Annotated in this window: 22 protein-coding genes; 16 read left to right on the top strand and 6 right to left on the bottom strand. The window is 58.3% G+C overall.

Annotated features, from left to right (window positions below; all coding sequences use genetic code 11):
- Positions 1-264: 264 nt before the first annotated feature.
- The 8 genes from HDF15_RS07860 (at position 265) to HDF15_RS07825 (ending at position 9,686) form a co-directional block, all read left to right on the top strand.
- Positions 265-3,102, top strand: a complete 2,838-nt coding sequence (locus HDF15_RS07860; protein WP_260330911.1) for a TonB-dependent receptor — start codon at positions 265-267, stop codon at positions 3,100-3,102.
- A gap of 462 nt (positions 3,103-3,564) precedes the next feature.
- Positions 3,565-4,032 carry a 50S ribosomal protein L13 gene (gene rplM, locus HDF15_RS07855; RefSeq protein ID WP_014267733.1) on the top strand — a complete coding sequence of 156 codons (468 nt, stop codon included), beginning with the start codon at positions 3,565-3,567 and terminating at the stop codon, positions 4,030-4,032.
- Positions 4,033-4,162: 130 nt separating this feature from the next.
- A complete protein-coding gene (gene rpsI, locus HDF15_RS07850) occupies positions 4,163-4,558 on the top strand; it encodes a 30S ribosomal protein S9 (RefSeq protein WP_014267734.1) in 396 nt (131 codons plus the stop codon).
- 196 nt (positions 4,559-4,754) lie between these two features.
- On the top strand, positions 4,755-5,690 hold the full coding sequence (gene rpsB, locus HDF15_RS07845; RefSeq protein ID WP_184254348.1) for a 30S ribosomal protein S2: 936 nt from the start codon (positions 4,755-4,757) through the stop codon (positions 5,688-5,690).
- Positions 5,691-5,834: 144 nt separating this feature from the next.
- Positions 5,835-6,494 (top strand): translation elongation factor Ts, encoded by a 660-nt coding sequence (locus HDF15_RS07840; protein WP_014267736.1) that lies wholly within the window; start codon positions 5,835-5,837, stop codon positions 6,492-6,494.
- Between the two features lie 407 nt (positions 6,495-6,901).
- The gene (locus tag HDF15_RS07835; protein ID WP_184254346.1) at positions 6,902-8,116 is read left to right on the top strand and encodes an RtcB family protein; all 1,215 of its coding nucleotides are present in this window, start codon (positions 6,902-6,904) and stop codon (positions 8,114-8,116) included.
- Between the two features lie 137 nt (positions 8,117-8,253).
- Positions 8,254-9,063: a hypothetical protein gene (locus tag HDF15_RS07830; RefSeq protein ID WP_184254344.1), complete on the top strand. Its 810-nt coding sequence runs from the start codon at positions 8,254-8,256 to the stop codon at positions 9,061-9,063.
- Positions 9,064-9,167: 104 nt separating this feature from the next.
- Entirely contained in the window at positions 9,168-9,686 is a 519-nt protein-coding gene (locus HDF15_RS07825) for a hypothetical protein (protein ID WP_184254342.1), read from the top strand.
- Between the two features lie 74 nt (positions 9,687-9,760).
- Here HDF15_RS07825 and HDF15_RS07820 read toward each other — a convergent pair whose 3' ends face one another.
- The gene (locus HDF15_RS07820; RefSeq protein ID WP_184254340.1) at positions 9,761-10,894 is read right to left on the bottom strand and encodes a YaaC family protein; all 1,134 of its coding nucleotides are present in this window, start codon (positions 10,892-10,894) and stop codon (positions 9,761-9,763) included.
- 440 nt (positions 10,895-11,334) lie between these two features.
- Positions 11,335-12,627 (bottom strand): hypothetical protein, encoded by a 1,293-nt coding sequence (locus HDF15_RS07815; RefSeq protein WP_184254338.1) that lies wholly within the window; start codon positions 12,625-12,627, stop codon positions 11,335-11,337.
- A 1,314-nt stretch (positions 12,628-13,941) separates the two neighbouring features.
- Here HDF15_RS07815 and HDF15_RS07810 point away from each other — a divergent pair.
- Positions 13,942-14,538, top strand: coding sequence for a hypothetical protein (locus tag HDF15_RS07810; RefSeq protein WP_184254336.1), 597 nt, complete (start codon positions 13,942-13,944; stop codon positions 14,536-14,538).
- 27 nt (positions 14,539-14,565) lie between these two features.
- Here the strand turns inward: HDF15_RS07810 and HDF15_RS07805 are convergent, their stop codons facing one another.
- Positions 14,566-14,715 (bottom strand): hypothetical protein, encoded by a 150-nt coding sequence (locus tag HDF15_RS07805; RefSeq protein ID WP_184254334.1) that lies wholly within the window; start codon positions 14,713-14,715, stop codon positions 14,566-14,568.
- Positions 14,716-15,229: 514 nt separating this feature from the next.
- Between HDF15_RS07805 and HDF15_RS07800 the strand changes: the two genes are divergently transcribed.
- Positions 15,230-16,909, top strand: coding sequence for a VWA domain-containing protein (locus HDF15_RS07800; protein ID WP_184254332.1), 1,680 nt, complete (start codon positions 15,230-15,232; stop codon positions 16,907-16,909).
- Positions 16,910-17,310: 401 nt separating this feature from the next.
- Here HDF15_RS07800 and HDF15_RS07795 read toward each other — a convergent pair whose 3' ends face one another.
- Positions 17,311-17,562: a GlsB/YeaQ/YmgE family stress response membrane protein gene (locus HDF15_RS07795; RefSeq protein ID WP_184254330.1), complete on the bottom strand. Its 252-nt coding sequence runs from the start codon at positions 17,560-17,562 to the stop codon at positions 17,311-17,313.
- Positions 17,563-17,704: 142 nt separating this feature from the next.
- Between HDF15_RS07795 and kdsA the strand changes: the two genes are divergently transcribed.
- Positions 17,705-18,535, top strand: a complete 831-nt coding sequence (gene kdsA / locus HDF15_RS07790; RefSeq protein ID WP_184254328.1) for a 3-deoxy-8-phosphooctulonate synthase — start codon at positions 17,705-17,707, stop codon at positions 18,533-18,535.
- On the opposite strand, the gene HDF15_RS07785 is transcribed toward kdsA, so the two are convergent.
- Together HDF15_RS07785 and HDF15_RS07780 are read right to left on the bottom strand one after the other, a co-directional pair.
- Positions 18,536-19,066 carry a DUF2393 family protein gene (locus tag HDF15_RS07785; RefSeq protein WP_184254326.1) on the bottom strand — a complete coding sequence of 177 codons (531 nt, stop codon included), beginning with the start codon at positions 19,064-19,066 and terminating at the stop codon, positions 18,536-18,538.
- A 141-nt stretch (positions 19,067-19,207) separates the two neighbouring features.
- Positions 19,208-19,969 carry an ATP-binding protein gene (locus tag HDF15_RS07780; protein ID WP_184254324.1) on the bottom strand — a complete coding sequence of 254 codons (762 nt, stop codon included), beginning with the start codon at positions 19,967-19,969 and terminating at the stop codon, positions 19,208-19,210.
- 67 nt (positions 19,970-20,036) lie between these two features.
- Between HDF15_RS07780 and HDF15_RS07775 the strand changes: the two genes are divergently transcribed.
- From HDF15_RS07775 to eutC, 5 genes are all read left to right on the top strand, one after another.
- Positions 20,037-21,230, top strand: a complete 1,194-nt coding sequence (locus HDF15_RS07775; RefSeq protein ID WP_184254322.1) for an acyltransferase — start codon at positions 20,037-20,039, stop codon at positions 21,228-21,230.
- Between the two features lie 76 nt (positions 21,231-21,306).
- Positions 21,307-21,693, top strand: a complete 387-nt coding sequence (locus HDF15_RS07770; RefSeq protein ID WP_184254320.1) for a PadR family transcriptional regulator — start codon at positions 21,307-21,309, stop codon at positions 21,691-21,693.
- A complete protein-coding gene (locus HDF15_RS07765) occupies positions 21,690-22,334 on the top strand; it encodes a DUF1700 domain-containing protein (protein WP_184254318.1) in 645 nt (214 codons plus the stop codon). Before HDF15_RS07770 ends, HDF15_RS07765 begins: the two co-directional genes overlap by 4 nt.
- A gap of 38 nt (positions 22,335-22,372) precedes the next feature.
- The gene (locus HDF15_RS07760; protein WP_184254316.1) at positions 22,373-23,752 is read left to right on the top strand and encodes an ethanolamine ammonia-lyase subunit EutB; all 1,380 of its coding nucleotides are present in this window, start codon (positions 22,373-22,375) and stop codon (positions 23,750-23,752) included.
- A complete protein-coding gene (eutC, locus tag HDF15_RS07755) occupies positions 23,749-24,549 on the top strand; it encodes an ethanolamine ammonia-lyase subunit EutC (protein WP_184254314.1) in 801 nt (266 codons plus the stop codon). Before HDF15_RS07760 ends, eutC begins: the two co-directional genes overlap by 4 nt.
- Positions 24,550-24,568 lie beyond the last annotated feature (19 nt).

The following is a 24,568-nucleotide window of genomic DNA, read 5'->3' as shown; positions in this document are numbered from 1 at the left end:
AGAAATAGGCACGGCACTATCATCGCGTATTTCGGGTAATTACCAGTAACAATTCGTTGTTAATGGCTACGCATTCCTCCCGGCTTAGGCTGAACAAGCCTCGACTCGCAGAAGCGAAAAATACTCTCTCGCGGCGATAACGTTCACACCTTCTCGCGGTCTAAAGGGGGACACGGGCCCTCAACACGTGATTTTTCTTAGGTGGTTTTGATGCCGAACCTCTGGCGGTCGTACTGTGTTTTCTTGCTGAGTTTGATTGGATTCATGGGTTCGCTAACCTGCCGTGCACAAGGCCCCGCAGCAAGCTCCACAAAAGATGGTGTACTCACAGGCGTCGTCGTAGATCCCTCCGGAGCCACGGTGGCGGCCGCTACCGTGCATGTAGAGGGTCACGGAATCGAGCGCAATATCACGACCGACAGCACTGGCCGCTTCAACCTGAGCCTGCCCGCCGGTTTCTATGAAGTCATCATCGTGTCCGCCGGCTTCGATCCTTATGTCGGCACCGCAAAGATCATTGGCCAAGGCTCCGTCACCAACCTGCCTGCCTCGCTGGTCATCGCTACCCAGACCGAGCAGGTGGATGTGGCTGCCGACAACTCCTCCAGCACCTCCGGAGCGGACAACAAGAGCGCGACTGTGCTCAAGGCTGACGACATTAAGTCCCTCTCCACCGACGACGGAACCTTTCAGCAGGAGGTCCTTGCGCTCGCCGGCGGCGGCGATCCCCAGCAGCCTCCGCAGGTCTACGTCGATGGCTTCAGCGGAGGCCAGTTCCCGCCCAAGAACTCCATCCGCGAGATCCGCATCAACCAGAACCCCTTCTCCGCGGAGTACAGCGAGCTGGGCTTCGGCCGCATCGAGATCTTCACCAAGCCGGGCAGCAATAAGTTCCACGGCGAGCTCAACACCTACGGCAACGACGACGTCTTCAACGCCCGCAATCCTTATAGCGGCACAGGCCCGCAGCCGCCGTATCACTCGGTTCATTTCTATGGCAATGTAAGCGGCCCGATCGGCAAAAATACCTCCTTCTTTACCGACGGCTCCTACAACGACCAGCTGAACAATTCGATCGTCAATGCCACCACGCTCGATGCGAACCTGCAGCCTGTCGCGATTACGGAGACCGTCACCAACCCGCAGACGACCGGCTACTTCAGTGCCAAGCTCGATCGCCAGTGGAGCACCAACAACACCTTCACCGGACACTACCAGTTCAACCGGGCCTCGCTGACCAACAGCGGCATCGGCCAGCTCGTCCTGCCGTCCGAGGGCTACAACAGCTCGACGACAACCCAGACCCTGCAGCTCAGCAACACCCAGGTCATCGGCACCAAGATGACCAACGAGATGCACTTCCAGTACATCCGCACACGCCTGCAGCAGAACCCTACCGACACCTCACCCACCATCGTCGTGCAGGGCGCCTTCAACGGCGGCGGCAGTCCCACCCAGCAGTTGCACGATAACCAGGACGCCTACGAGTTCCAGGAGTACTTCTCCCTCGAACACAAGACGCACTTCTTCCGCATGGGAGGACGCTATCGCCTATACCGCGAGGCAAACCTTGCCACGGCCAACTACAACGGCCAGTACATCTTTCCGAACATCACGGCCTACCAGATCACAGAGGCCGGCTTGCAGAACGGTGCCAGCGATCAGACCATTCGAGCGACCTGCCAGCAGACGACGACCAGCACAAGCCCCATCTGCGGAGGAGCCACGCAGCTAACCATCACCGGCGGGCAAACCAACGCCTCCGTCTCGACAGGAGACCTCTCCCTCTATGCCGAGGACGAATGGAAGCCGCGCAAGGACTTTACGGTCGATCTCGGGTTCCGCTTCGAGACCCAATCGGCCATCCCGGACCACGTAGATCCCGCGCCCCGCATAGGGCTCGCCTGGGCCGTTGGCCAGACCGACAAGAGGCAGCCGTTTGTCGTGCTGCGCACCGGTACCGGCCTGTTCTATGACCGGTTCAAGGCGACGAACCTGCTCACCACGATTCGCGAGAACGGTGTGGCACAGCTGTCCTACACCCTCAATAATCCGAGCTCGGACCTCTATCCCCTGACCAAGCCTTCGCTGTCGTCCCTCATCTCAAGCCCTCCGACGATCTACCAGGTCGATCCCAACCTGCGCTCGGAGTACACCATCACCAGCGGATTCACCGCTGAGCGCGCCCTCGGCAAAAAGGGTAATATCAGCGCGAACTATCTCTATAACCGAGGCGATCGCCAGTGGCTCACACGCAACATCAACGCGCCTCTGCCGGGTACCTATATTTATGGCGACCCCACCAGCGGCGTTCGCCCGCTCGGTACCCAGCAGAACGTCTACCAATTTGCCTCTACCGGCATAACGAAGAGCAATGTCTTCTTTATCAACGGCCACTATCAGGCCACCAAGCGCATTAACCTCTTCGCGGCTTACGTCATACCGGCCAAAAAGTCCGATGCCTCCGGCGCCACCAGCTTCGCCTCCAACCAATACGATCCCAGCGTTGACTTCGGACGCACCGCCACCTCGCGGCATCGTCTCTTCAGCTTTGCCTCGCTGGATCTACCCCTCGGCATCAGCAGCTATACGTTCTTCTCCTGGCAGGGCGGCGTTCCGTTCAACATCACCACCGGAACCGACCTGAACGGCGATACGCAGTTCAACGACCGGCCCGCCTTTGCGACCGATCTTACCCGCCCCTCCGTCGTCAGGACTCGTTTCGGCAACTTCGATACGTCTCCCCTGCCCACGCAGACCATCATCCCGATCAACTACGGCAACTCGCCGAGCTTTGTGTACTGGGAGCTGGGTCTGTCGAAACATGTGAAGTTCGGTCCGCGACCGGCCCCGGAACCGCTTGCACCCGGCACGCCTGCCCCGAAGACTCCGGCCCCCAAGCCCGATCCACGCTATGACCTGACCTTCAACTTCGAAGCGGACAACGTGCTGAACCACGTCAACCCCGGGGTTCCGGTCGGCGTACTGGGCTCCCCGTTCTTCGGCCAGTCGATCTCGCTCAACAACCCGTTCCAGGGCAATACGACGGCCAGTACGGCGGCGAACCGCCTCATTAGCTTTGGGACGTCGTTTACCTTTTAGGTGCCCCAAAAGTGCGTAAATGGGAGGAAAAGGGTGGATAATCAACCAGAGACTCAACTCTGGGCGATTATCGCCTATCCGTCCCAGTGGGCAAAGAAAACATTGACATTGGTGAGCCCTTTGGCTAGGCTGGAATCTCGCGCAGTTTCGCGCCTGCACCTCCGTGTGCCCGGGTTTTGGGCGGCAACGAGAGGGTAGAGCGAGACACCGAGGTGAGTCCACCGGGGCAAGGCAAGCTTTTATCCACATAAAGCCTGTCAGCCATCGAAGCACCCACTCCCCAGCCCTGCCGCTAGATTCCTAGCAAAGGCTCTGTGCGCTCCATCGCAACGCCGGCTTCCTCGTGTGCGGGCAATCGTGCCTGCGCTCGTTTTGCCGCCTAACGCTGTAAAGAGTCCACAAAGTCTTCGAGCTACAAGCCGGGCCACGAAGGACGAAGACGGCAGAACCAAGGAGTAAACCGTGAATCTGAATAACACCACCACGATCCCCAGCGGCAAAGATATCGTCCGCAAGTGGTTCGTCCTCGACGCCAATGGCAAGACCCTGGGCCGCCTCGCTTCCGAAGCCGCCTCCGTCCTGGCCGGCAAGCGCAACCCTCTGTATACGCCCTACATCGACATGGGCGATCACGTCATCGTGATCAACGCCGAGAAGATTCACCTGACGGGCATGAAGGCCGGCCAGAAGCTGTACCGCCGCTACACGGGCTTCCCCGGTGGCCTGCGCGAAGAGAGCTTCGTGAAGCTGCTCGCCCGCCGTCCTGAAAAGATTCTGGAAGAAGCCATCAAGGGCATGCTGCCGAAGAGCAAGCTGGGCCGCCAGATGGCCACCAAGCTCAAGGTTTACAAGGGCGCCGATCATCCGCACTACGCTCAGCAGCCTGTGGCGCTTGAACTCGTCGGCTCGAACTCGTCGGCGAAGTACTAGGTTTCAGGGCCCAGGTTTCAGGGCCCAGCGAACAAAATTTCTGGACCCTGGGCCCTATGCCCTGGGCCCTAAGCTTCTCAAAGATTTCTGAGCCCTGGGCCCTAAGCCCTAGCCCCTCAAGAGGATTCATATGGCAGACCTGATTCAGTATTACGGAACCGGCCGACGCAAGAGCGCCATCGCGCGCGTCTTCCTGCGCCCCGGTTCGGGCAACTTCACCGTCAACGGCAAGCAGTTTGAGGAGTACTTCGTGACCCCGGCGCAGCGCGCCGCCGCGAAGCTTCCCCTCGGCATCGCCGACATCAACGAGACCTTCGACGTCCTGACCACGGTCAAGGGCGGCGGCGTCAACGGCCAGGCCGACGCAGTCAAGCTCGGCATCGCCCGCGCGCTGATGGAGTTCAACATTGAGCTCCGCAAGGCGCTCAAGTCCGGCGGCATGGTTACCCGTGACGCTCGCGGCAAGGAACGTAAGAAGTACGGCCAAAAGGGCGCTCGCGCTCGCTTCCAGTTCAGCAAGCGCTAGCTCTTGCTTAGGGATTAGGGCACAGGGATTAGGGATTAGCACGACGCAAGTTGTGTACTTCCTAATCCCTGATCCCTGGTCCCTAATCCCTAGCTTCACCTACCGGCATCGTGCTGGTGGCAGGAATCAAATCTCCCCTCGGGGATCTCAATCGCTTCACGTCGCAGCGCAAGCGATGCACGCATAAGGAGCCTCTATGGCCAGCATCACAATGAAGGAACTGCTCGAAGCCGGTGTCCACTTCGGCCACCAGACCAAGCGTTGGAACCCGAAGATGAAGGAATATATCTTCGGCGAGCGCAACGGCATCTATATCATCGACCTGCAGAAGACCTTGAAGATGTTCAAGGACGCGTCGAAGTTCGTCACCGATCTGACCGCGACCGGCAAGCTGGTTCTGTTCGTCGGCACCAAGCGCCAGGCACAGGACGCCGTAGCAGAAGAAGCTACCCGCGCCGGCATGCCCTACATCAACAGCCGCTGGCTCGGTGGTCTTCTGACCAACTGGGTCACCGTCCAGAAGTCGGTCAAGCGTCTCCAGGAGCTCGACGACATGTCCACGGACGGCCGTTATGAGCTGCTGACCAAGAAGGAAGTCATCAAGCTGGAGCGCGAGCGCAAGAGCCTGTCGACCAACCTCTCCGGTATCAAGTCCATGAAGCGCCTGCCCGACGCGATCTTCGTTATCGATTCGAACAACGAAGCCATCGCCGTTGCAGAGGCCCGCAAGCTCGGTATCCCCGTCGTTGCTGTCGTCGACACCAACTGCGATCCGACCGTGGTCGACTACGTGATCCCCGGCAACGATGACGCACTCCGCGCCATCCGCCTCTTCACCACGAAGATTGCGGACTCGGCCTACGAGGGCACGCAGATGATCTCCGAGAAGGCCCTGTCGCAGGAGTACGCCGACATCCAGCCGATCGCGACCGAGTCTCACTTTATCGGTGAGGACGGCGAAGAGATCTTCGGCGAGATCCAGGAGTCCGCCGGTGCGGCCGAGGCATCCGTTGAGGATGTCGAGGACGATTCCGAGACCATCGACCTTAACGCCGTTCTGGGCGGGGGCATCCGCAAGGCCCCAGCCGCAGAGACCGAGCCCGAATCCATCCCTGCTGAAGCTACTGCCTAGGCACCCGGAAGGGGTTCGGCTTTGACGGGATGGGCATTAGCCTATTCGTAATCAAAGCCCCCTAATATATGGGGGTGCTGGCTTCCAAGCCTGCACCCCTTTTTCACGCGCCCTCCCTGTGCGGGCGAGAAGGAAATTACTGCAATGTCTGAAACTCCGAAGATCGACGCCAAGCTCGTTAAGGAACTCCGCGAAAAGTCCGGCGCCCCCATGGGTGACTGCCTCAAGGCCCTGCAGGAAGCCAAGGGCGACATGGAAGAGGCGTTCGTCGTCCTCCGCAAGCGTGGCATGGCCTCGGCTGCGAAGAAGGCTTCGCGCTCCACGAACGAGGGCGCAGTAGGCACCTACATCCATGCCGGCGGCAAGATCGGCGTGCTGCTCGAGATCAACTGCGAGAGTGACTTCGTTGCACGCACCGACGACTTCCAGGAGCTGCTGAAGGACATCGCGATGCATATCGCCGCTGTCGATCCCCGCTTCGTAGGTAAGGATGAAGTCACCGAGGCCGACCTGGCTCGCGAGAAGGACATCTTCCGTTCGCAGGCCGCTGCTACGGGCAAGCCCGCACCGGTCGTCGAGAAGATCGTCGAAGGCAAGATGTCGAAGTTCTACGAGGAAGTCTGCCTGCTGGAGCAGCCGTTCATCAAGGAAGCCTCCTTGACGATCGGACAGCTCATTGCCCAGAAGGTCGCCAAACTCGGCGAAAACATCAGCGTTCGCCGCTTCGCTCGCTTCAAGATCGGCGAGCCGAACTACACAGTTGCTTCGGCAAAGGTTTCCACGCAGGAGGAAGTAGCGGCATAAGCCTCTCCTTCACCGCGTACTACCGAGCCCGGGCGACAGCCCGGGCTCTTTCTTTTTGTGCCTCAAACGATTCGCGTGCGAGGAGCAAAACAACCCCGGCACGTCCCTTTTTTTGCTGGAACGGATTTCACGGTGTGCGCCTAACCACACTTTGTCATCTCGACCGGAAGCCGCGCTTTTGCGGCTGTAGTGGAGAGACCCCTGTATTTTGCTCGCGCTGGCGATATTGCCCAGTGTGAGCAGCATGGGTGATCGATACACCCTCGAAATACAGGGGTCTCTCCACTGCGCATGACATAAAGCCGTCATGCTTCGGTCGAGATGACAAATCTATAGGGCAGGGCCATCATCGCAAAAACATCCGTGCCAGCACCAAGGGGGATACCGCCAGAAAGGAACACACTGCAATGCAGATCATCGACAACATCCCCGTCTTCGGAGAGCACGAAGCGAACACCCTCGAACAGGCGCGTCTCTGCGCCCGCACCGCCGACCGTTTCGCCCTGATGGCCGACGGTCATCTCGGCTACGGCGTGCCGATCGGCGGAGTCATCGCGACCGAGTCGCGCATCTCGCCTACCGCTGTCGGCTTCGATATCGCGTGCGGCAACAAGGCCGTGCGCCTCGACATGCCCGGCACGGAGCTTCGCGCGAACATCCACCGCGTCATGGAAGAGATCTGGAGCACGCTGAGCTTCGGCGTCGGACGGAAGAACGCCGAGCGCGTCGAGCACCCGCTCTTCGAGCGCGATGCGCACCCCGGCTGGGCCACGGAAGCGGCCGCGCCGATCAAGCGCAAGGCGGAGGCTCAGCTCGGCACCATCGGGTCCGGCAACCACTACGTCGATCTCTTCACCGACGAGCAGGACCGCGTCTGGGTTGGGGTACACTTCGGCTCGCGTGGCCTGGGCCACGGCATTGCGACGTGGTTCCTGAAGGCAGCGGGGGCGAAGGACGGGATGATGGTCGATCCCGTCTTCCTCGACGTTACGAGCGATCTCGGCGCGCAGTACATCGCCGCGATGCAGCTTGGCGGCGCGTACGCCTATGCCGGGCGCGACTGGGTGTGCTCGCGTGTGGCGAAGCTGCTGGGCGCAACCATCGAGGAGGAGGTGCACAACCACCACAACTTCGCGTGGCTGGAGGAGCACGACGGCAGGCAGCTCTGGGTCTGCCGCAAGGGCGCGACGCCGGCCTTCCCTGGCCAGCGCGGCTTCGTCGGCGGAACGATGGGCGAGCAGTCGGTGATCCTCGAGGGCACGTCGCCCGACCTCAGCACGGCGGAGGGACAGGCGACGGCTGCTGCGCAGGCTGCTTCGTTGTGCTCGACCGTTCACGGCGCAGGCCGTGTGATGGGGCGCAAGCAGGCCGCCGGGGTCTTCGACCGCAAGACCGGTGTCTGCAAGCGCGAGGGGCTGGTGAAGCCGGAGATGATGAACGACTGGATGCAGAGGTCGAACGTCGTACTCAAGGGTGGCGGGCTGGACGAGTCGCCGCACTGCTACAAGCGCCTGCCGGAGGTGCTTGCAGCGCATGGTTCTACGATTCGCGTGCTACACACGCTTACGCCGGTTGGCGTGGCGATGGCGGGGGCGAATGAGTTTGATCCTTATAAGGATTGAGCTTTGGCGACGAACCCAAACGAGCACGAGCTTGGGCGATAATCCGGGCTCGTGTTTTATTTTCACGAGGACATCTATATCTCACAACGGATTCGCCTCACAATATGTATGTACTCAACTCTTGCAAGGGGACATCGATGGACAAAGAAGCCCTAATAAGAACCGCCAGCACGCAAGCAATCGATGAAATTGCGCGAGTGCTAAGAATCGAGCCGACACAAAATTCAGTCACTCCAGCATTGAAACTAGCAATGGGTTCAGATTTGATGAAGGCATATAAACTTTCTCTTTATTTTGGCTTAGAAGCAGATCGATGCTTCGACCAGAAGGCTTTCTTCGCGAGTTGCCTACTCACCGCTGCAGCGAATGAGGCCTTTTTGACATTGACTTGCATTCAGGAAGAACAAGCAGTTATGACCACCTCAATCTATCGGGGATTGAAAAAGCCTTCGAAGACCTTTCGGGAAACCATTGCAGACCTCAGCCTCGACAAATTGATCAAAATATCAAACGAGCTTGGGTGGATTCCTAATGATGTTGTAAACCCAGAACTGCTGGAGGCAGTAATTCAAGATTTCCCGAAGCTAGCAGAGACCGTCTACCCAAATTGGAATGCGGCTCAGGTTGCACAAAAAGTTGAGGCTTTTCGGCGAGCGCCTGGACCTGAGATGTTAAAAGTAATGCAGGATATGCGTAATCTTGTGCATGCGACCAGATGGCTAAAAACTGGCAGTCTACTTGATGACACCGAGTTTGAAAGCAACTGCAAATTAGCCGTGATAGTCGGACGTGAGGTCGTTCTATGTTTTTCGCTTCGATCAACTAGGACTTTTGAGGCGAACCTGCAAAAACTTGGGAAATTCGAAGAATTACCAGAAAGTGTAAAAGCACGAGTCCGTGAACTCTTGCTTAGTGACATTCAAGGCACTACCGAGGAAATCGTATAACACCAAGCGAGAACCGATACTCACTCACAACATTGAGAAAATCGCACACTACCGCAACATCGATAAAATCTTTGGGGTAGACTGGGGTCCTCGGAGGAATTGCTATGGGTGCTCTACAAGCACACTCGGACGTACACAACCTTCTTTTGGAGGCAGCTAACCGGAAGCTAGAAAGCCAAAATAGTGTCATAGAACTATTGGACCAGAAGTCTTCAGTAGTTCTCGGTTTTTCGCTGGTATCCGTAGTTGAACTGTTGGGATTTTTGCTACTGGTGGCATCCGAACATGGAAAAGCAGTCAGCCCCGAACCTGGTTGGATTCATACTCTCTTCTACCTATCGCTAATCCTAGTTTTCATCGGCAGCCTTGCGGGACTTCTGGCTCTTCGAGGTAATCCATCTCACGGCTTCCATGCGTTGGAATTCAAGTCACTCCGCGCTAACCAATCTGGATACGAGGTGCTAGTGGAGGCTTTGCTAGAAAGTGTCGAGATGGCAATAATTCGAAATCATGGCGTGATCCGCCACAAACGAATTGAGCAAAGGGTCGCAACCTTTGCGATAGGGAGCGCGCTCGTTTTTTACACCTTTCTCGTCGCCAGGATCTTCTCTTCAAGATTTTAAAAAAAAACGAAATCACCAAATTATTCCTTGAGCAGGTTAAAGACTTATAGCTCAACGACGAGCAAAAGGGCCTCTTATGCAAGAGATGCTCGCGTGACCTCTCGCTCCAGCAATTCTGAGGCCATAAGGTAGAGATATTGAGTCGGAATTTCGGTTACTGCTCCGATTAGATGGGCACCATATCGCGTCTCAAGTAAACGATCAAATTGGTGCGGCTGATATCGGGTAATTGAACCCAACAAGAACATGATGAGGTACATAGAGAGTAGCTGCGGCAGGACTGAATTGGTTTCATTCTTGGGAGATAGATAAAGATAATATTTTCGATAAGGCGGATGCAGCAAAACTGAACACCAGAGGTAAGGACGGACGTTTGAAGTGAGTTCAGATAAGGCTTCGCTAGGGCGATGACTGTAGGCCGTGCCTCCAACTTGCTCGATGTATAAGGGATTGGAAACGTCAGATTCGGATGGATGTACAAACCTCCAATGCCTTCCGAGCCTAGAAAACTTCAAAGCATCTTCTTGAGAGAGGTGAAGTTTGGCGAGTTCTTGTTTGTCAATATGAAGACGTATCCATGCTTCATGATCAGTGCGACTATCGATATATTGCACCTCCTTTATCGGCAAGAATCTTTCCGGCTCATTTGCAGCTGAACACCAAACCCGATGACCAAATAATATTTGGGGCATAAGACTTCCAAGACGGTAATAACGTGTTGAAGGGACCGCTGTACCAGTAAGCGCTTCCTGAAACTGTGAAAAGAGTTGTGGTTTCCTGGATTGAGATGGATGAACCGTCAGTCTTGCACCTTCAACCTGGCGGATTCTCGCTCTTTCGGAAATACCATGTCCAGGACGGTCTTCAGGTGCGGTGTGACCACGAGTCAGAAGATAGGCTTTACTTAGATTTAGAAAAGAGTAATAGAGGAGAAGTGGCTTTGCGCCAAGATTTCGATTTCCCATCGAGATCGCGGCATCATAGAAATCCTCGGCCTGGGCGCGGAAAGCGAGCGCCGCTTCTCGAGATCTCTTTGGACAGGAGTCCGCGATGCCTTCGGCTATAAGAGCCCACGGATCTGATGTGAATATACGTTGTTGCAGTTTGGCTCTTCGTGTCTGCTTTACAGTAGGCCAATAAGAAAAGGGGACAACTTGGCTGGCAATCGTAAGAGGAGATCCATCTTTGGCTGGCGATAATCTCGACACTGTTGTCTCCGTTATCGAACGAAATGATCCTACCATCAATTTGTCGTTGAATCCTTGTATCCGCACCACGGGATTAGTTTCGGTGATGGAGCAGCACGATCTGACAACATGGACAGAGCTGGTTGAACCAACCCCACAAATCGACTCACAGTAGGCGGGTAGCCCAAATCTCAAGTTGTTCCATAGAAGTGGGTGCCCACGTCTCGCTTCTGAGACGTGGGCGCTCGTCTTGGCAGGATCCCTAGGTGCAACCGTTTGATTCATAGGTTGCTATAGAACAAAATCCTTTGGCCTGTCCTACAGCCCACATCTCAAAAAGCGAGACGTGGGGCACCCATTTGTTCCTGCTCAGACCTGGGCCACCCGCCTTCTTCCTTCAACGGCTCGTGGGCAAATAACATTAAGCGCGTTCTTAGAATCGATACCGGGTAATAGCTCAATCATTCAATTGTTGCGGTAGGTGCATCACCGTAAACCTCGCGCAATGCAGCAACGTGCTCAGCCGTCACATCATCGCGGATTGACCTAAGATATGCCAAAAAATCGTCCTTTACATTGGGCGAAAACACTTTCGCTGTATCTGCTGGCCTTAGATCCATCGGCACATTAAGCAATAGCGACCGACAGCCATTATCCATAAACATCGCATCACAATAAGGCAATAGGTGCCCAATCGTCTCAATGTCCGTATTGGTTCCCTCGTTCGGCAGTTCCTTTTGACCACCGGCGGCCCGCATTGCAAGCGACGCATACATGAGCGCCTGCAGCTTCACGAACGGCGCTTCCGAAATGCGGTTTGCGTCTCCGAAGGTCTTTTCCAGCCTGTCACGCTCTTCGGGTGATCGTTCTCCGCCATCGCGTGGAAACCTCATGATGCGTTTCACCCCCTCATGAAGCACCTCAACGGGCGAAAATATCATTTTCTCCATGACTTCCAGCGACATCTCTACGTCAGGCCGGAATGCCAATATTGCCTGTATTCGGTCTCGCTGGCTTTTGATTATGGACCCCCTTAAGTGCCCCTGGTATTTCTGGCGCTCCAAGTCATACCAATATTTGAAGGTCCGCTTTTCTTTAGCCCATACATCCCTAAACAAATGTGAAATATGAGATTCAATCTCATCGCGAACTTGCCGTAATTCAGCCGGAATAACAAATGGGTTGTTATCAAACGCGAAGTAAAATCGCGCCTCCCACGCATTAGGGTCTTTCGTTAGTACACGCCTCGGATCGAAACCGAACTGAGGCTCACGATTCTCAGACCAAGCCAAAGCCAATTCCCTAATTTGGTTATTGCTTATGTCGTTAAATGAGTTGAACCTGATGCCCCCGGACAGCGCCTCATAAGTTTTCTTAAGCTCGTCATTGAACAACGAGATTCTCGACTCCGTTTCATGGGACCTAGAGTTCGGGCAACAGATCAACTGCATTCCCCGTAACTGAAAGAGTAGGTCTCTCAACTCCGTCCAGAAGGTCTCTTTGGTCAGACGATCATTCCGCTGAAATCCCGGATTATCGAGTTTCATCAAATTGCTAATGACAAACTGGTCAAGGTAGATGATCTTTTTTCGTAACTTTGGCAACGAGAAGTACTGGTTGTGCCAGCAATCCCGACACCGCCGCATATACCGATCCGCACTGATCAGGTGGACGCCAAACTCTTTCTTGCCGCACGCAGGACAATTCCTAAATGGCGGCGAAATCATGTTGCGCGGATTGAAGAGTTCGGCCACTACGTGATTCTAGTGAAGCGACAGCCGGAAGGCTTGTCCCAAAAGCTGAAGCCCGTTCTGAGGTTTAGCCTTTGTGTCCGGACTGAAGGTCGGGGTGGTACCGATGGGTCGCCCCTTCAGGGCTCTGCCTTTATGGAGCGTCCGTAACCCAGGGTTTCACCCTGGGCTGGGATATGTCGCCCCTTTGGGGCTTAGAGAGTGCTCGTTTTAGCAGGGCTGCTCTCTATTCGACTTTTGTCGCCACTTGTTTTCGTCGTCATCCTGAAGCGTAGCTGAAGGACCCCCGCATTCGTGGTGGCAGAGACGTAAAGCGCTGGCGTTTGCTTGTCCCGCTTTACATCTGTGGTGGCACCAATGCGGGGGTCCTTCGCCTTTGGCTCAGGATGACGGCGAAAAATAAGCAACGGCAAAGACAAGCAATAACGGCGGAGAACAGGCGGCGGTAAGGGCGAAAGACATTCGACCAACGATAGCTTTGGTTTCAAGGATCGGCTGTCAGTGTACTGGCCGGCGCTGTGCAGGGATGAGGGTGGGCGTTTCGAGATCGTGGATGCGGAGTCCGGGAATGTAGCGCGCTGAAGCGCGTTCCCTCAGCGGCTGAAGCCGTGGGTTGAGGTGGGCTTTAATGGCATGGGTGAACCCATGACCTTAACGAGGCGTGGCTTTTAGCAGGACTTTTCAGTTATGAACCGACGGAATGAAGAGCGGTGAAAGCGCGATCTGTCTGTGGCGCAATCTATAGGTCGCCCCTTCAGGGCCTGCATTTATGGGGTCCGTAACCCAGGGTTTTTACACCCCAGCGAACAAAGGACGTTCGCCGGGGACCCCGTGTTCGCCCTGGGCTGGGACATGTCGCCCCTTTGGGGCTGGGTTCGGTGCGGCTTCTATCTGTTTTGCGTAAGTCCTCAGCCTTGCCTGTTTCGCGTAGGTCTTCAGTTTTGCGTATGCTCTCGGCGTTCCCTCCGCGGCTGAAGGCGGGTGGCCCACACGTATCCTGAATCCTTTGGGTGCTACCTTCATGACGGCATCCTCGTCATGAAGGGGGATAACGAGGGAGTTGTGGCCGCCCACTCATGCGCAAAGAACGCGCATGAATGGGGCACCCGGCAGCAGCGCGTCGCAGAAGATGCCTCGCAATGCGTGGCTGCACTGGCTGGCACTCGCTCGTGTGGTATCTCTAACGTTCATTCCATCAATCTCGTACTCTTGCGGGACAAGAGGGCTACCCTTTCCAGCAGCTTCTATTTCGAACCAGCTTTGAAGGATGCTGCAAACTTTAGAGACAGGACACTAGAAGGACGCAACGGAATGTCAATGAAACAGCTTGTCCTCCGCACCGTACTCACGGCACTCGTGATCGCTTCTCCACGTTGCGCCTTCGCGCAAAAGGCCAGCCTGTGCACAGAGCAGGAGGACGTCCTGTTCACCTGCACGCTGGCGAGCAGGAAGATCGTATCCGCGTGCGCTGAGGTCGACGCAGCGCAGAACGGATACAAGTCGATCGTCTACCGGTACGGCGCCAAGGACGCGATCAAGCTTTCGACCCCAAAGGCTCCCACGGATTTCCGCACTGTGATCCGGGTCAGTGAATGGACCAACAAGCGGAGCAGCAAACTCAGCGAGGATGACAGGTATCTTCGTTTCCTGAACGGGCGTTACAGCTATCTCACCTATACCTCGACCGGAAACAATTTCGACATTGCGGGCCTCGCCGTCTTCGATGGAGCGAAGTTACTGAAGAATGAGAGGTGCCAGCCCGACAGCTTCGATAGTCCTATGCTCAGCTTCAACGAGCTCCTGAATCTTGGCGTGCGAGAAGAAGAGGCCGCTGGAGAGAAAGGATTCTGGAAAGCCATCGCGCCTCCGGGTTCTGCGGTTCTGCGTCATACCTCCGAGATGCGCTCCAAATAGAAGGCGGGTGGGTGCCTCGTTTTGGTTTCAAGGATCGCCCGCCAGCGTATCGGCCAGCGTTGTGCAGAGGATGAGGGTTGTCGTTTCGCGGTCGTGGACGCCGAGTCCCGGAATGTGGCGCGCTGAAGCGCGTTCCCTCAGCGGCTGAAGCCGTAGGTTGAGGTGGCTTTTTGGCATGGGTGAACCCATGCCCTTAACGAGGCGTGGGTTTCTCCATGTCTCTTTAGGCGGGGTATTTAAGGATGGGTCGCCCCTTCAGGGCTCTGCATTTATGGGGGTCCGTGACCCAGGGCTTTTACACCCCAGCGAACAAAGAACGTTCGCCGGGGACCCCGTGTACGCCCTGGGCTGGTATGAGGTCGCCCCTTCGGGGCTGGGTTCAGTGCGGCTTCTGTCTGTTTTGCGTATGTCCTCGGCCTTGCCTTTTTCGGGCGGGTGGCCGACACGTATCCTGAACTATTTGGGTGCCCCATTCATGACGGCATCATCGTCATGAATGGAGTGGCGAGGGAGTTGTGGCCGCCCACTCATGCGCAAAAGGCCCAGGGCTAAAGCCCTTTCTGGTTCGCCTTGTTTCCGCGGCCTAAAGGCCGCTGCTACTCCGAAAAACAAGAAGGCCGAAGGACTGAACTGTAAACCCATTGAATAACGACTTGTGTATCTTGGTAGGCGTCGTCTGGAGCTTCCCTCGATGCGCTCTCTATCTGCTTCTGTATCCGCCGCTGCCTCCGCTTCTCTGCCCCTCTCTCTATCGCTTGTCCTCGCTCTCAGCCTTGGTCTGGCCGCTGGCGCACAACAGCCTGCTGCCCCAGCTCCTGCCGCAGCTCCGGCGCAGGCTCCGACTCAGGTCGAGCAGCAGCAGGCTCCTTCCACTGCGACGAACACCATCCGGCGCAACGTGCGGCTTGTGGTTCTGGATGGGGTTGTCGTCGATAAACAGGGCAAGGCTGTCACCGATCTCAAGCGTGAGGAGTTTCACATCACCGAAGACGGCGCACCCCAGCAGATTCGCAACTTCGAAGTCCCCGGCCAGTACACGCCGACGCCCGATGTCACGATCAACTCCACGGCTGACCTCGATCGCCTGGCGCCCCGTGCGCCGGTGAATATTGTCCTGCTCGATGAGTTCAATACGCGCTTCGAAGACATGGCCTTCGCTCGCTACTCCCTGAAGAAGTGGCTCGAGAAGCAGCCGGACAAGCTCGACACGCCGACCATGTTGATCGCCGTAGACCTCCAACACTTCACCGTGCTGCGCGACTACACGCAGAACAAAGAGGAGATTCTCAACGCGCTCGATCACCACTTCGTCGCCTACCCCTGGCAGGTGCATCAGTTTGCCTGGGTAGCGGAGCGCTACAACACGGCCCTGTACTCCCTGCGGCGCATAGCCGAGGCCAGCATCGGACATTTCGGCCACAAGAACATGATCTGGATCGGCCGCGGCTTCCCCACGTTCGACTACTCGCTCGTCTCGGCCGACACGCAGCTTTCGGTTCACAGCTCGGTTGAACAGACGGTCAACGAGCTCCGCGATGCCCGCGTTACGCTCTACACCATCGACCCGGCGGGGCTCCAGGTCAACCCCGGCGAGTATGGCAGAGCGGCGGCGCTCTTCGCACCCTTCGGCGGCGACCCCGACTTCCAGGCGCTCGCCCGCGCCACCGGCGGGCGCAACCTCTATGGCCGCAACGATGTCGATGCCGAGATCGGCACGTCTGTCCGTGACGGCTCCAGCCTCTATACCCTCACCTACGTTCCCACCGACAACAGCGAGGAGGAACATAACAGGTTCCGCAAGATCAAGGTCACGCTCGATCGCCCCGGTCTGACGTTCGCGACGCGTGAGGGTTACTACCCCAACCGGGCGCCCGCGCGGCCGAACAACGAGGGGAAGATGGGGAAACGGCTGGCCTCGGAGCTGGCGAATGCCGGGTCCAGCAATATGGCCTATGACGCGGTCTCCTTTACTGTGACCACCTCTCCCACCGACAGCAATACGTTCAAGTTCCATGTGGAACCGCGCGGGGTGCCGTGGTACTTTACCGACGGGTCCAAGCCGCGCTATACCCGCCTCATCGTGATGTCAACCACCTTCGATCGCAAGGGCAAGGAGTTGAAGGCCGACGGGAGAAGGATGGAGTTCAAGGCTCCTGCTTCTGCTCCTGCTACGGGACGCATCGAGATTCCTCTGGATTTCGAGGTTAAATTCGACGCCGTTCCCAAGGCGGTGCGGGCTCGCCTGGTGGTTCGCGTGGAGGCCTCGGGCCGCATGGGGACAGCCGATCTGACGCTCGGGCCGGGAGCGACGGCCAGCTCGTTCGCGACACAGGACGCGGCGGCTCCGGCGAGCGCGCCCGCAACACCCTAGTATCGACACCCCTTTGTTTACGTCCCTTCCCCACAGAGGCGTCATCCTGAGCGGAGCGTCCCAGCCTTTGGGGACGCGGAGTCGAAGGACCTCGAGGGTTGACCTCTTGCCTATGCCCTTTGGAGCTTTTCTACCTCGAGCGCTTGAGCCTGAACTTTCGTGCTGGAAAAGGTTCTGGCAGTAAGGGCGAAACAAAGTCTCTCGGGGTCCTTCGACTGCGCACCTCGCAAAAAGCGCGAGGCGCTTCGCTCAGGATGACGATTCTGTGGGAGGGGTGAACAAGATATGGGATGAAAGTGGTTGTCCCCTATTCGCCAGACGCCTAAGAGTCCGTTACCAGATAACGCACAAACAACGAGAGCCCGGCATGCCCGGGCTCTTGTTGTTTTATTTGCAGGCTTTTATCCCTTATTCGTAACCAGTCGATACAGCCAGGTCAGGACGATCGCACCCAGCGTTGCGACGATGATGCTGTAGATGATTCCGCCACCACCGACGTGGAAGAAGCTCATGAGCCAACCACCCAGAATCGCGCCGAGAATACCGATCACGATGTCGCCGATGACGCCGTAGCCTTCACCCTTCATGATCTTGCCGGTCAGGAAACCAGCGATCAGGCCGATCAAAATCCACCAGAGAATTCCGTGTCCCATACAATCTCCTCTTCTGCGTTGATTTGACTACGTGCGAATTGAACCACGGCACTGTTCGCAAGTCCACGACTTTTAATAAGGCCTTTTTCCGCGGCCCTATTCCACGTCCATTACATGTCCATTTACCGAATACACTTAACCTGTGAGCCATCCAGAAAAATTCAATATCGGCAGCGTGACCGCGGGCAGCGGCGAGCTGTTTCTTATCGCCGGACCCTGTGTCCTTGAGTCCGAGAGCCATGCACGCGGGTTGGCCGATGCCATCCAGCGCATCGCCTCCGATCTCGGCGTGCCCTACATCTTCAAGGCCAGCTACGACAAGGCCAATCGCACCTCGATCCACAGCTTTCGCGGCCCCGGGCTGGCCGAGGGCTGCCGCATCCTGCGCGCGATCGCGGAGAGCAACAAGCTGCCGGTGCTGACGGACATCCACTCGCCCGAGCAGTGCGTGGCGGCGAGCGACGCCCTGGGGCCGGTCGAAGCGATGTTGCAGATTCCGGCGTTCCTGTGCCGCCAGACCGACCTGCTGATCGCCGCCGCCAACACCGGCCGCGCGATCAACGTGAAGAAGGGCCAGTTCGTTGCGCCGTGGGACATGCGCCATGCGGTCGAGAAGATTCGCGAGAGCGGCAATCAGCGCGTCTCGCTGACGGAACGCGGTGCCAGCTTTGGCTATAACAACCTGGTCGTCGACATGCGCGGGCTGCCGGTCATGCGTGAGTTCGCGCCGGTGGTCTTCGACGGGACGCACTCGGTGCAGACGCCGAGCGGCGGTAAGGGCGTCTCGGGCGGCCAGCCGGAGTTCATCCCCGTACTCGCCCGTGCGGCGGTGGCGGCTGGGATCGATGGCGTGTTCCTGGAAGTCCACGACAACCCCGCCGAGGCCAAGAGCGACGGCGCGAATGCGCTGCACCTGAACAAGCTCAAAGGGGTGCTGGAGACGCTGCTGGCGGTGCACGCGGCCGTGCGGTAGCTATCGCGTACTGACCTGCGTGGCGTGGATCGCGGGCTTCTGCTGGTTCCAGTTGTCGTTGATGCCTTCAAAGATCAGCCGGAAGTCGGCCTCCGCGCCGGGAGCCAGCGGGGCGGCGCTGACCGGCTCGGTGTCGATGTAGGGTTCGCGGGTGCGGATCAGGCTCAGGGGGACGGTCTCGGTCTGCGGCGGCATCCCTGTGTCATTGGCGAACAGTACCTGCACGGTAACGCCTGTGACCGTCGACGGACCGTGGTTGGCGATGTGGCCGTCGATGTAGGTGGACTTGCCGCCGGAGATACTCGTCGATTCGCTCATCTGAATGTTGCTGATCGCGAGATTGGGGCCATAGGCCGCGTTGGAAGCAGACGCGCCACCATGACGGTGGCCCAGCATCACCAGCACAAGCACCAGGATCACCACCGCGACCGAGGCGATGGCCACAGCCGTCGTGGGAAAGCTGCGCTCGCGGGGCGGCTCGTTGAACATTCCGGAAGATGGCGGCGTTGGCTTCGGGTCAGGTGCCTGCATGATTGCCGATTCTATACCGCCAGCGTGCGTGTGATTGCAAACTCGACTCTCGGGGCTCGCAACTCGGAACTGGGGGCAAGACTGGCCAGGGGTTTCTTACGAGATTCGAGAGATGAGTAGCGAGTTACGAGTTAAAAACGCTCAGGCGAAGCTGGCGCGTTTGACCTTCTGGCGAAAGTCCTCGCCGGTCATCTCGACGACGACGCACATCTCCTGCAGGCGCGAACGCATGCGCTCGCCGATACGGTCGCCCAGGGTCTCTTCGCGCACCGCGGCGCGCGCACCTGAGATCTCGCCGCCAAAGGGCGGAAGGTTGGCATAGTTGGTCGTGATGATGGTCGTGCGGCGGTCGTTGTAGCGGGTGTTCAGGATGTGCGCGACGGTATCCCACACCCAGTCGGTCGGCTTCGACGCGCCGAGCTCGTCGAGCACCAGCACTTCGGCCTCAAACACCGGGGCGAGGACTTCGAGCTCCGTCTCGTTCACGCTGCGGTTGTAGCTGTTCTGCACCTGCTTGAGCAGGTCGCGATAGTCGTAGAACAGACCCTTGGCGCCGCGCTCGGAGATCAGCGCCTGCAGCATTCCCACCGCAAGGTGCGTCTTGCCGACGCCGATGGAGCCGGTAAGCAACAGTCCATTTCCGTTGGTGTCGAACGGGTAGCCCTGCACGAACTTGCGCGCCATCACATGGGCGGAGCCCAGCGAGCGGCTGGCCCCGGCGAAGTTGGTGACGTACTCGTCGAGCGAGCAATGCGCGTAGCGCTGCGGTATCCGTGCCTGCTCGGTTGCCCGCTCGGTGCGGCGAGCCGCCCGGCAAACGCACTCCTGCGCGACGCGGATGCCGCCAGGGCGTTCGATGAGGCGCAGGCCGGAGCCGTCGCAGATAGGGCAGGGTTCAACCATCGATATCCAGTATCGCAGCCTTGCCGCTCTGTGCGAATCGAGCCGCAATTGTGCTAAATCTTGACGAGTGACCTCGCCCGGGATCGTCAACAAAAACGAAAGATCTTATTATCGAGGTCTCGACGGCCTGCGTGCCGTCGCCGTGATGATGGTCTTTCTGCAGCACTACGCGGCGGGACAGGCCTTTCTCTTCGGATGGGGATGGACCGGCGTCGATATCTTCTTCGTGCTCTCCGGCTTTCTCATCACCGGCATTCTCTATGACAGCCAGCATCAACCGCACCGCTACCGTGACTTCTACATGCGCCGGACTCTGCGCATCTTTCCGCTGTACTACGCCATCTGGCTGGCTGTTCTGATCGTCGCACCCCTCGCACAGTGGGAGTGGAACTGGCGCTGGGCCTTGTGGCCGGCCTACTTCGGCAACTACGCACGATTTCTGTTTCTGCATGTGCCGGGAGATCCCTATCGCTTCGACCGGCTCACATGCGGCCCCCTCGTCAGTCACTGGTTCCAGAGCCCCATGCACCTCTACATCGGGCATTTCTGGTCGCTGTGCGTGGAAGAACAGTTCTATCTGCTATGGCCGCTGGTGGTCTATACGCTACGCAGACGCGAGATCCTCATCAAAGTCTGCGCCGGTGTCATCCTCGCGGCGCCTATCTTCCGATGGGGCCTCACTCTGTTCTTCACGCCACAGATGCTGGGCATGGAGCTGCTTTACCGCTGCATGCCGACACGTGTGGACGCTCTCCTGATCGGCGGTCTTGTGGCTCTCTGTCTGCGTGGACCGGAGAAAGAGTGGCTTCATCGCTGGCGGAGAGCTCTGCTCGCATCGTCCGCAGTGCTGTTCGTTCTGGCCTACATCCTCGCCGTGGATGTTCTCAAGCTGCCCTTTCATGGCTCGGCGACGAACTGGATCGGAGTGTATGGCTTCACGCTGATCGATCTCTTCGCGGCCGGGCTCATCCTCGAAGCGATCCAGCCCAGTAGCTGGTTCAGCCGTCTGCTGAGCCTAAAAGGCCTGCGCAGCTTCGGCGTCATCAGCTATGGCTTTTACGTCTATCACGATCTTCTGCATGACCTGTTTGCCTATATGGCGAATCGATTCTTTCGTCCGCATGCGTTTGCCGTAACCATCACGCTGGCTTTCTTTGGCTCATGGGCCATTGCATGGCTCAGCTACCGCGTTCTCGAACACCCCATCCTGAAGCTGAAAGATCGTTTTGCGCACCAGGAGCACAGAGCACCCGCAATCTAGAGCTATAGAGAGAGCCAAATTTGGCATTGACAGCTTGTAGCCATTGCCATATACATTGCATTACGAGGTATGTTGCATGGGATTATCGAAAACGGAACTACCCACTGGAGATGCGCCGGATCGATGGGAGGCCCAACTGCGCAAGGGTGCTCTAGAGATGGCTGCTCTCGCCAGCCTGTGGGGAGGAAGGCTCTATGGGCTGGAGATCATCCGGTTTCTTGACAGCCAGTCCAGCCTTGCTCTCGCCGAAGGCACGATGTATCCCATTCTGAATCGACTCAAGGCAGAAGGCTTGCTCACATCCGAGTGGGTGGAGGCTGAAGCCGGTCATCCCCGCAAGTACTACTCGCTCACGCAGGCCGGTATTCAGCGGCTCCGGTTAATGGCCGAGGCGTGGAACAACTTCTCCCGGGGCCTCGATCGCCTCCTTGAACCCGTACTTGAAAAACAGGAGGCACGATGACGGACGAACAACAAGTCGAGCAATATCTCTCTTCTCTCCGCGCCAATCTCGGAGCCATCACTCTTGCCGAGCGCGAGGAGATCCTTCGCGAAATCCGCGCACACATCCGCGACTCCGCGGAGGAACCAGGCAACTCTGTGTCTGTTGTCCTGCTGCGTCTCGGCCCCGCAGCCGCGCTGGCCGCTGAGTATCGCGATGGCGTGCTCATTCGTCAGGCCAGCCGCAGCTTTTCGCCCTGGTCATTGATGCGAGCGACGCTTCGGATTGCCGCCAGAGGTATCTTAGGTATTCTGGTTTTCGTCTGCGGTCTCTCCGGATATCTCACCGGCTTCGTCCTGATTCTGACAGCCTTCCTCAAACTCTTTTTCCCTGGCCGTACAGGCCTGTGGACGAACGGCAGCGCCGAACATCCTCAGTATCTCGGCGGGACGATGTCTCACACACCACAACCTCCAATGCATGAGATTCTCGGCTGGTGGCTCATTCCCGCCGCTCTCCTCGCGGGTGCTTTCTTCCTTGTTCTTACGACCTTTGCCATTCGCTTCTTTCTGCGTATTTCACCGCGAAAACGAAGCGGACCCCGCAGTTCATCTCCGCACAATCAACAGTCACAAACAAGGAAAGCCGCGGGCATCGCATAAGTCTGTAACGGCGACCTACTACAATCTGGGCAACACGTATGCCCTACAGCCATACAGTTCGCGGCATGAAACACACCTTCGCCGACCTGCGGACGCTGCTGGCCAAGGCTTCGCCGCTGCGATCGGGCGACCAGCTTGCGGGCATTGCAGCCTCCGGGGCGGAGGAGCGCGTCATCGCCCAGATGACCCTCGCCGAGCTGCCATTGAGCGTCTTCACGAATGAAGCCGTCGTCCCCTACGAGACCGACGCTGTAACACGCCTCATCATCGACAGCCATGACCCACAAGCCTTTGCGCCGATCGCCGGGCTGAGTATCGGTGAGTTCCGAGACTGGCTGCTTTCGGATGAAGCCACCAGCGAGCGGCTCGCAGGGCTGTCGATCATGCCGGAGATGGCCGCCGCCGTCTCCAAGCTGATGCGTGTGCAGGATCTGATCCAGGTGGCGCGCAAGATCTCGGTGGTCTCTCGCTTTCGCACGACCGTCGGTCTCCCCGGACGGCTCTCCACCCGGCTGCAGCCGAACCATCCCACCGACGATCCACTGGGCATCGCCGCCAGCATCCTGGATGGTCTGCGGCTGGGGTCCGGCGATGCGGTCATCGGGATCAACCCGGTCTCGGACAGCGTGGCCAGTGTGACCCATCTGCTGCGGCTGATCGACCACGTGCGCCTGCGCTACAGCATCCCCACCCAGAGTTGCGTGCTGGCCCATGTCACAACCCAGATGGAAGCCATGCAGCAGGGAGCGCCGCTCGATCTCCTCTTTCAGTCGATCGCCGGAACCGAGGCGGCGAATGCGTCGTTCGGCGTCAGCCTGGAGCTGCTCGACGAGGCCCACGCCATGGCCCGCGAGCTCAGGCGTGGCGGACTTGACGGTGAGACCGGCGGAGAGAACGTCTTCTACTTCGAGACCGGCCAGGGCAGTGCGCTCTCGGCGAACGCGCATCACAAGGTAGATCAACAGACGCTCGAAGCCCGCGCCTACGCGGTCGCACGCCGCTACAAACCGATGCTGGTGAATACCGTGGTCGGCTTCATCGGGCCGGAGTATCTGTACGACGGCAAACAGATTCTGCGTGCGGGGCTGGAAGACCACTTCTGCGGCAAGCTGCTCGGCCTGCCGATGGGCTGCGACATCTGCTACACCAACCACGCCGAAGCCGATCAGGACGACATGGATGCCCTGCTGACCATGCTGGGCGCGGCCGGCGTCAACTACATCATGGGCGTGCCCGGCGCCGACGACATCATGCTGAACTACCAGAGCACCTCGTTCCACGACGCGCTCTATCTGCGCCGCCTGCTGGGCCTCAGGCCCGCGCCGGAGTTCGAAGCCTGGCTCGCCGGCGAGGGCTTCCACCAACTCCAGCGCCTCGGCCAGCCTGCGGCGCTTCTGCCGCCGGAGGTTGCCCAATGAGCCGCGAGATCGACAGCCGCGAGATTGACAAGCTCGATGAGCCACAAGCGCTCCCCACCACCGCGCGCCTCTCCCTGGGACTGACCGGTGCTGCCATTCCTACGCGGGAGCAGCTTCGCTTTCAGCTCGATCATGCGCTCGCGCGCGACGCGGTTCACACCCTGCTCGACATTCCGGCACTGCTGCATGGGCTGCAGCAGCGAGGGCGCGCGGGCTTCGTGCTGCGAAGCGCGATCGAAGGTGAATCCCGACAGAAGGGCCGCCATCTCTACCTGCGCCGCCCCGATCTCGGCCGCACCCTGCATCCCGACTTTGCACAAGCGCTGCGGGACTATGCCGCGAGCACCCCGGAAAAACCCGACGTTGCCTTCATCCTCGTGGACGGACTCTCCGCGCTGGCCATCGAGCGCCATGCGCTGCCGCTGCTCGATGCCCTGCTTCCCACGCTGGACGATCACAGCTCCCTGGCGCCCATCTGCATCGTCTCGCAGGGCCGCGTGGCCATTGGCGATGAGATCGGACATCTGCTCGGAGCAAAACTTGTCGTGCTGATGATCGGCGAACGCCCCGGACTCAGCTCGCCGGACTCGCTCGGGGTCTACATTACGTGGAACCCCCTTCCCGGCCGCACGGATGCCGAGCGCAACTGCGTCTCGAACATCCGTCAGGAAGGTCTGAGCTATAACGATGCTGCACAACGTATCGCGTTCTATATGAAGGAAGCCCGGCGGCTTGAGACTACCGGCATCGCACTCAAGGAGACCTCGGCGCCGGAGAGCAGCCGCGTCTCCGATTAGCCAGCGCCCGGGAGTTGCC

The sequence above is a fragment of the Granulicella mallensis genome, assembly GCF_014203225.1.
GTDB classification, from domain to species: Bacteria; Acidobacteriota; Terriglobia; order Terriglobales; family Acidobacteriaceae; genus Granulicella; species Granulicella mallensis_A.
Note: the sequence above shows the minus strand (reverse complement) of the source record. Positions and strands in the feature narration are given on the sequence as shown.

Coding starts and splice junctions, on each gene's coding strand:
- HDF15_RS07860 (WP_260330911.1), top strand. CDS start 265: ATGGGTTCGCTAACCTGCCGTGCACAAGGCCCCGCAGCAAGCTCCACA.
- rpsI (WP_014267734.1), top strand. CDS start 4,163: ATGGCAGACCTGATTCAGTATTACGGAACCGGCCGACGCAAGAGCGCC.
- rpsB (WP_184254348.1), top strand. CDS start 4,755: ATGGCCAGCATCACAATGAAGGAACTGCTCGAAGCCGGTGTCCACTTC.
- HDF15_RS07840 (WP_014267736.1), top strand. CDS start 5,835: ATGTCTGAAACTCCGAAGATCGACGCCAAGCTCGTTAAGGAACTCCGC.
- HDF15_RS07835 (WP_184254346.1), top strand. CDS start 6,902: ATGCAGATCATCGACAACATCCCCGTCTTCGGAGAGCACGAAGCGAAC.
- HDF15_RS07830 (WP_184254344.1), top strand. CDS start 8,254: ATGGACAAAGAAGCCCTAATAAGAACCGCCAGCACGCAAGCAATCGAT.
- HDF15_RS07825 (WP_184254342.1), top strand. CDS start 9,168: ATGGGTGCTCTACAAGCACACTCGGACGTACACAACCTTCTTTTGGAG.
- HDF15_RS07810 (WP_184254336.1), top strand. CDS start 13,942: ATGAAACAGCTTGTCCTCCGCACCGTACTCACGGCACTCGTGATCGCT.
- HDF15_RS07805 (WP_184254334.1), bottom strand. CDS start 14,715: ATGCCAAAAAGCCACCTCAACCTACGGCTTCAGCCGCTGAGGGAACGC.
- HDF15_RS07800 (WP_184254332.1), top strand. CDS start 15,230: ATGCGCTCTCTATCTGCTTCTGTATCCGCCGCTGCCTCCGCTTCTCTG.
- HDF15_RS07795 (WP_184254330.1), bottom strand. CDS start 17,562: ATGGGACACGGAATTCTCTGGTGGATTTTGATCGGCCTGATCGCTGGT.
- HDF15_RS07785 (WP_184254326.1), bottom strand. CDS start 19,066: ATGCAGGCACCTGACCCGAAGCCAACGCCGCCATCTTCCGGAATGTTC.
- HDF15_RS07780 (WP_184254324.1), bottom strand. CDS start 19,969: ATGGTTGAACCCTGCCCTATCTGCGACGGCTCCGGCCTGCGCCTCATC.
- HDF15_RS07770 (WP_184254320.1), top strand. CDS start 21,307: ATGGGATTATCGAAAACGGAACTACCCACTGGAGATGCGCCGGATCGA.
- HDF15_RS07765 (WP_184254318.1), top strand. CDS start 21,690: ATGACGGACGAACAACAAGTCGAGCAATATCTCTCTTCTCTCCGCGCC.
- HDF15_RS07760 (WP_184254316.1), top strand. CDS start 22,373: ATGCCCTACAGCCATACAGTTCGCGGCATGAAACACACCTTCGCCGAC.
- eutC (WP_184254314.1), top strand. CDS start 23,749: ATGAGCCGCGAGATCGACAGCCGCGAGATTGACAAGCTCGATGAGCCA.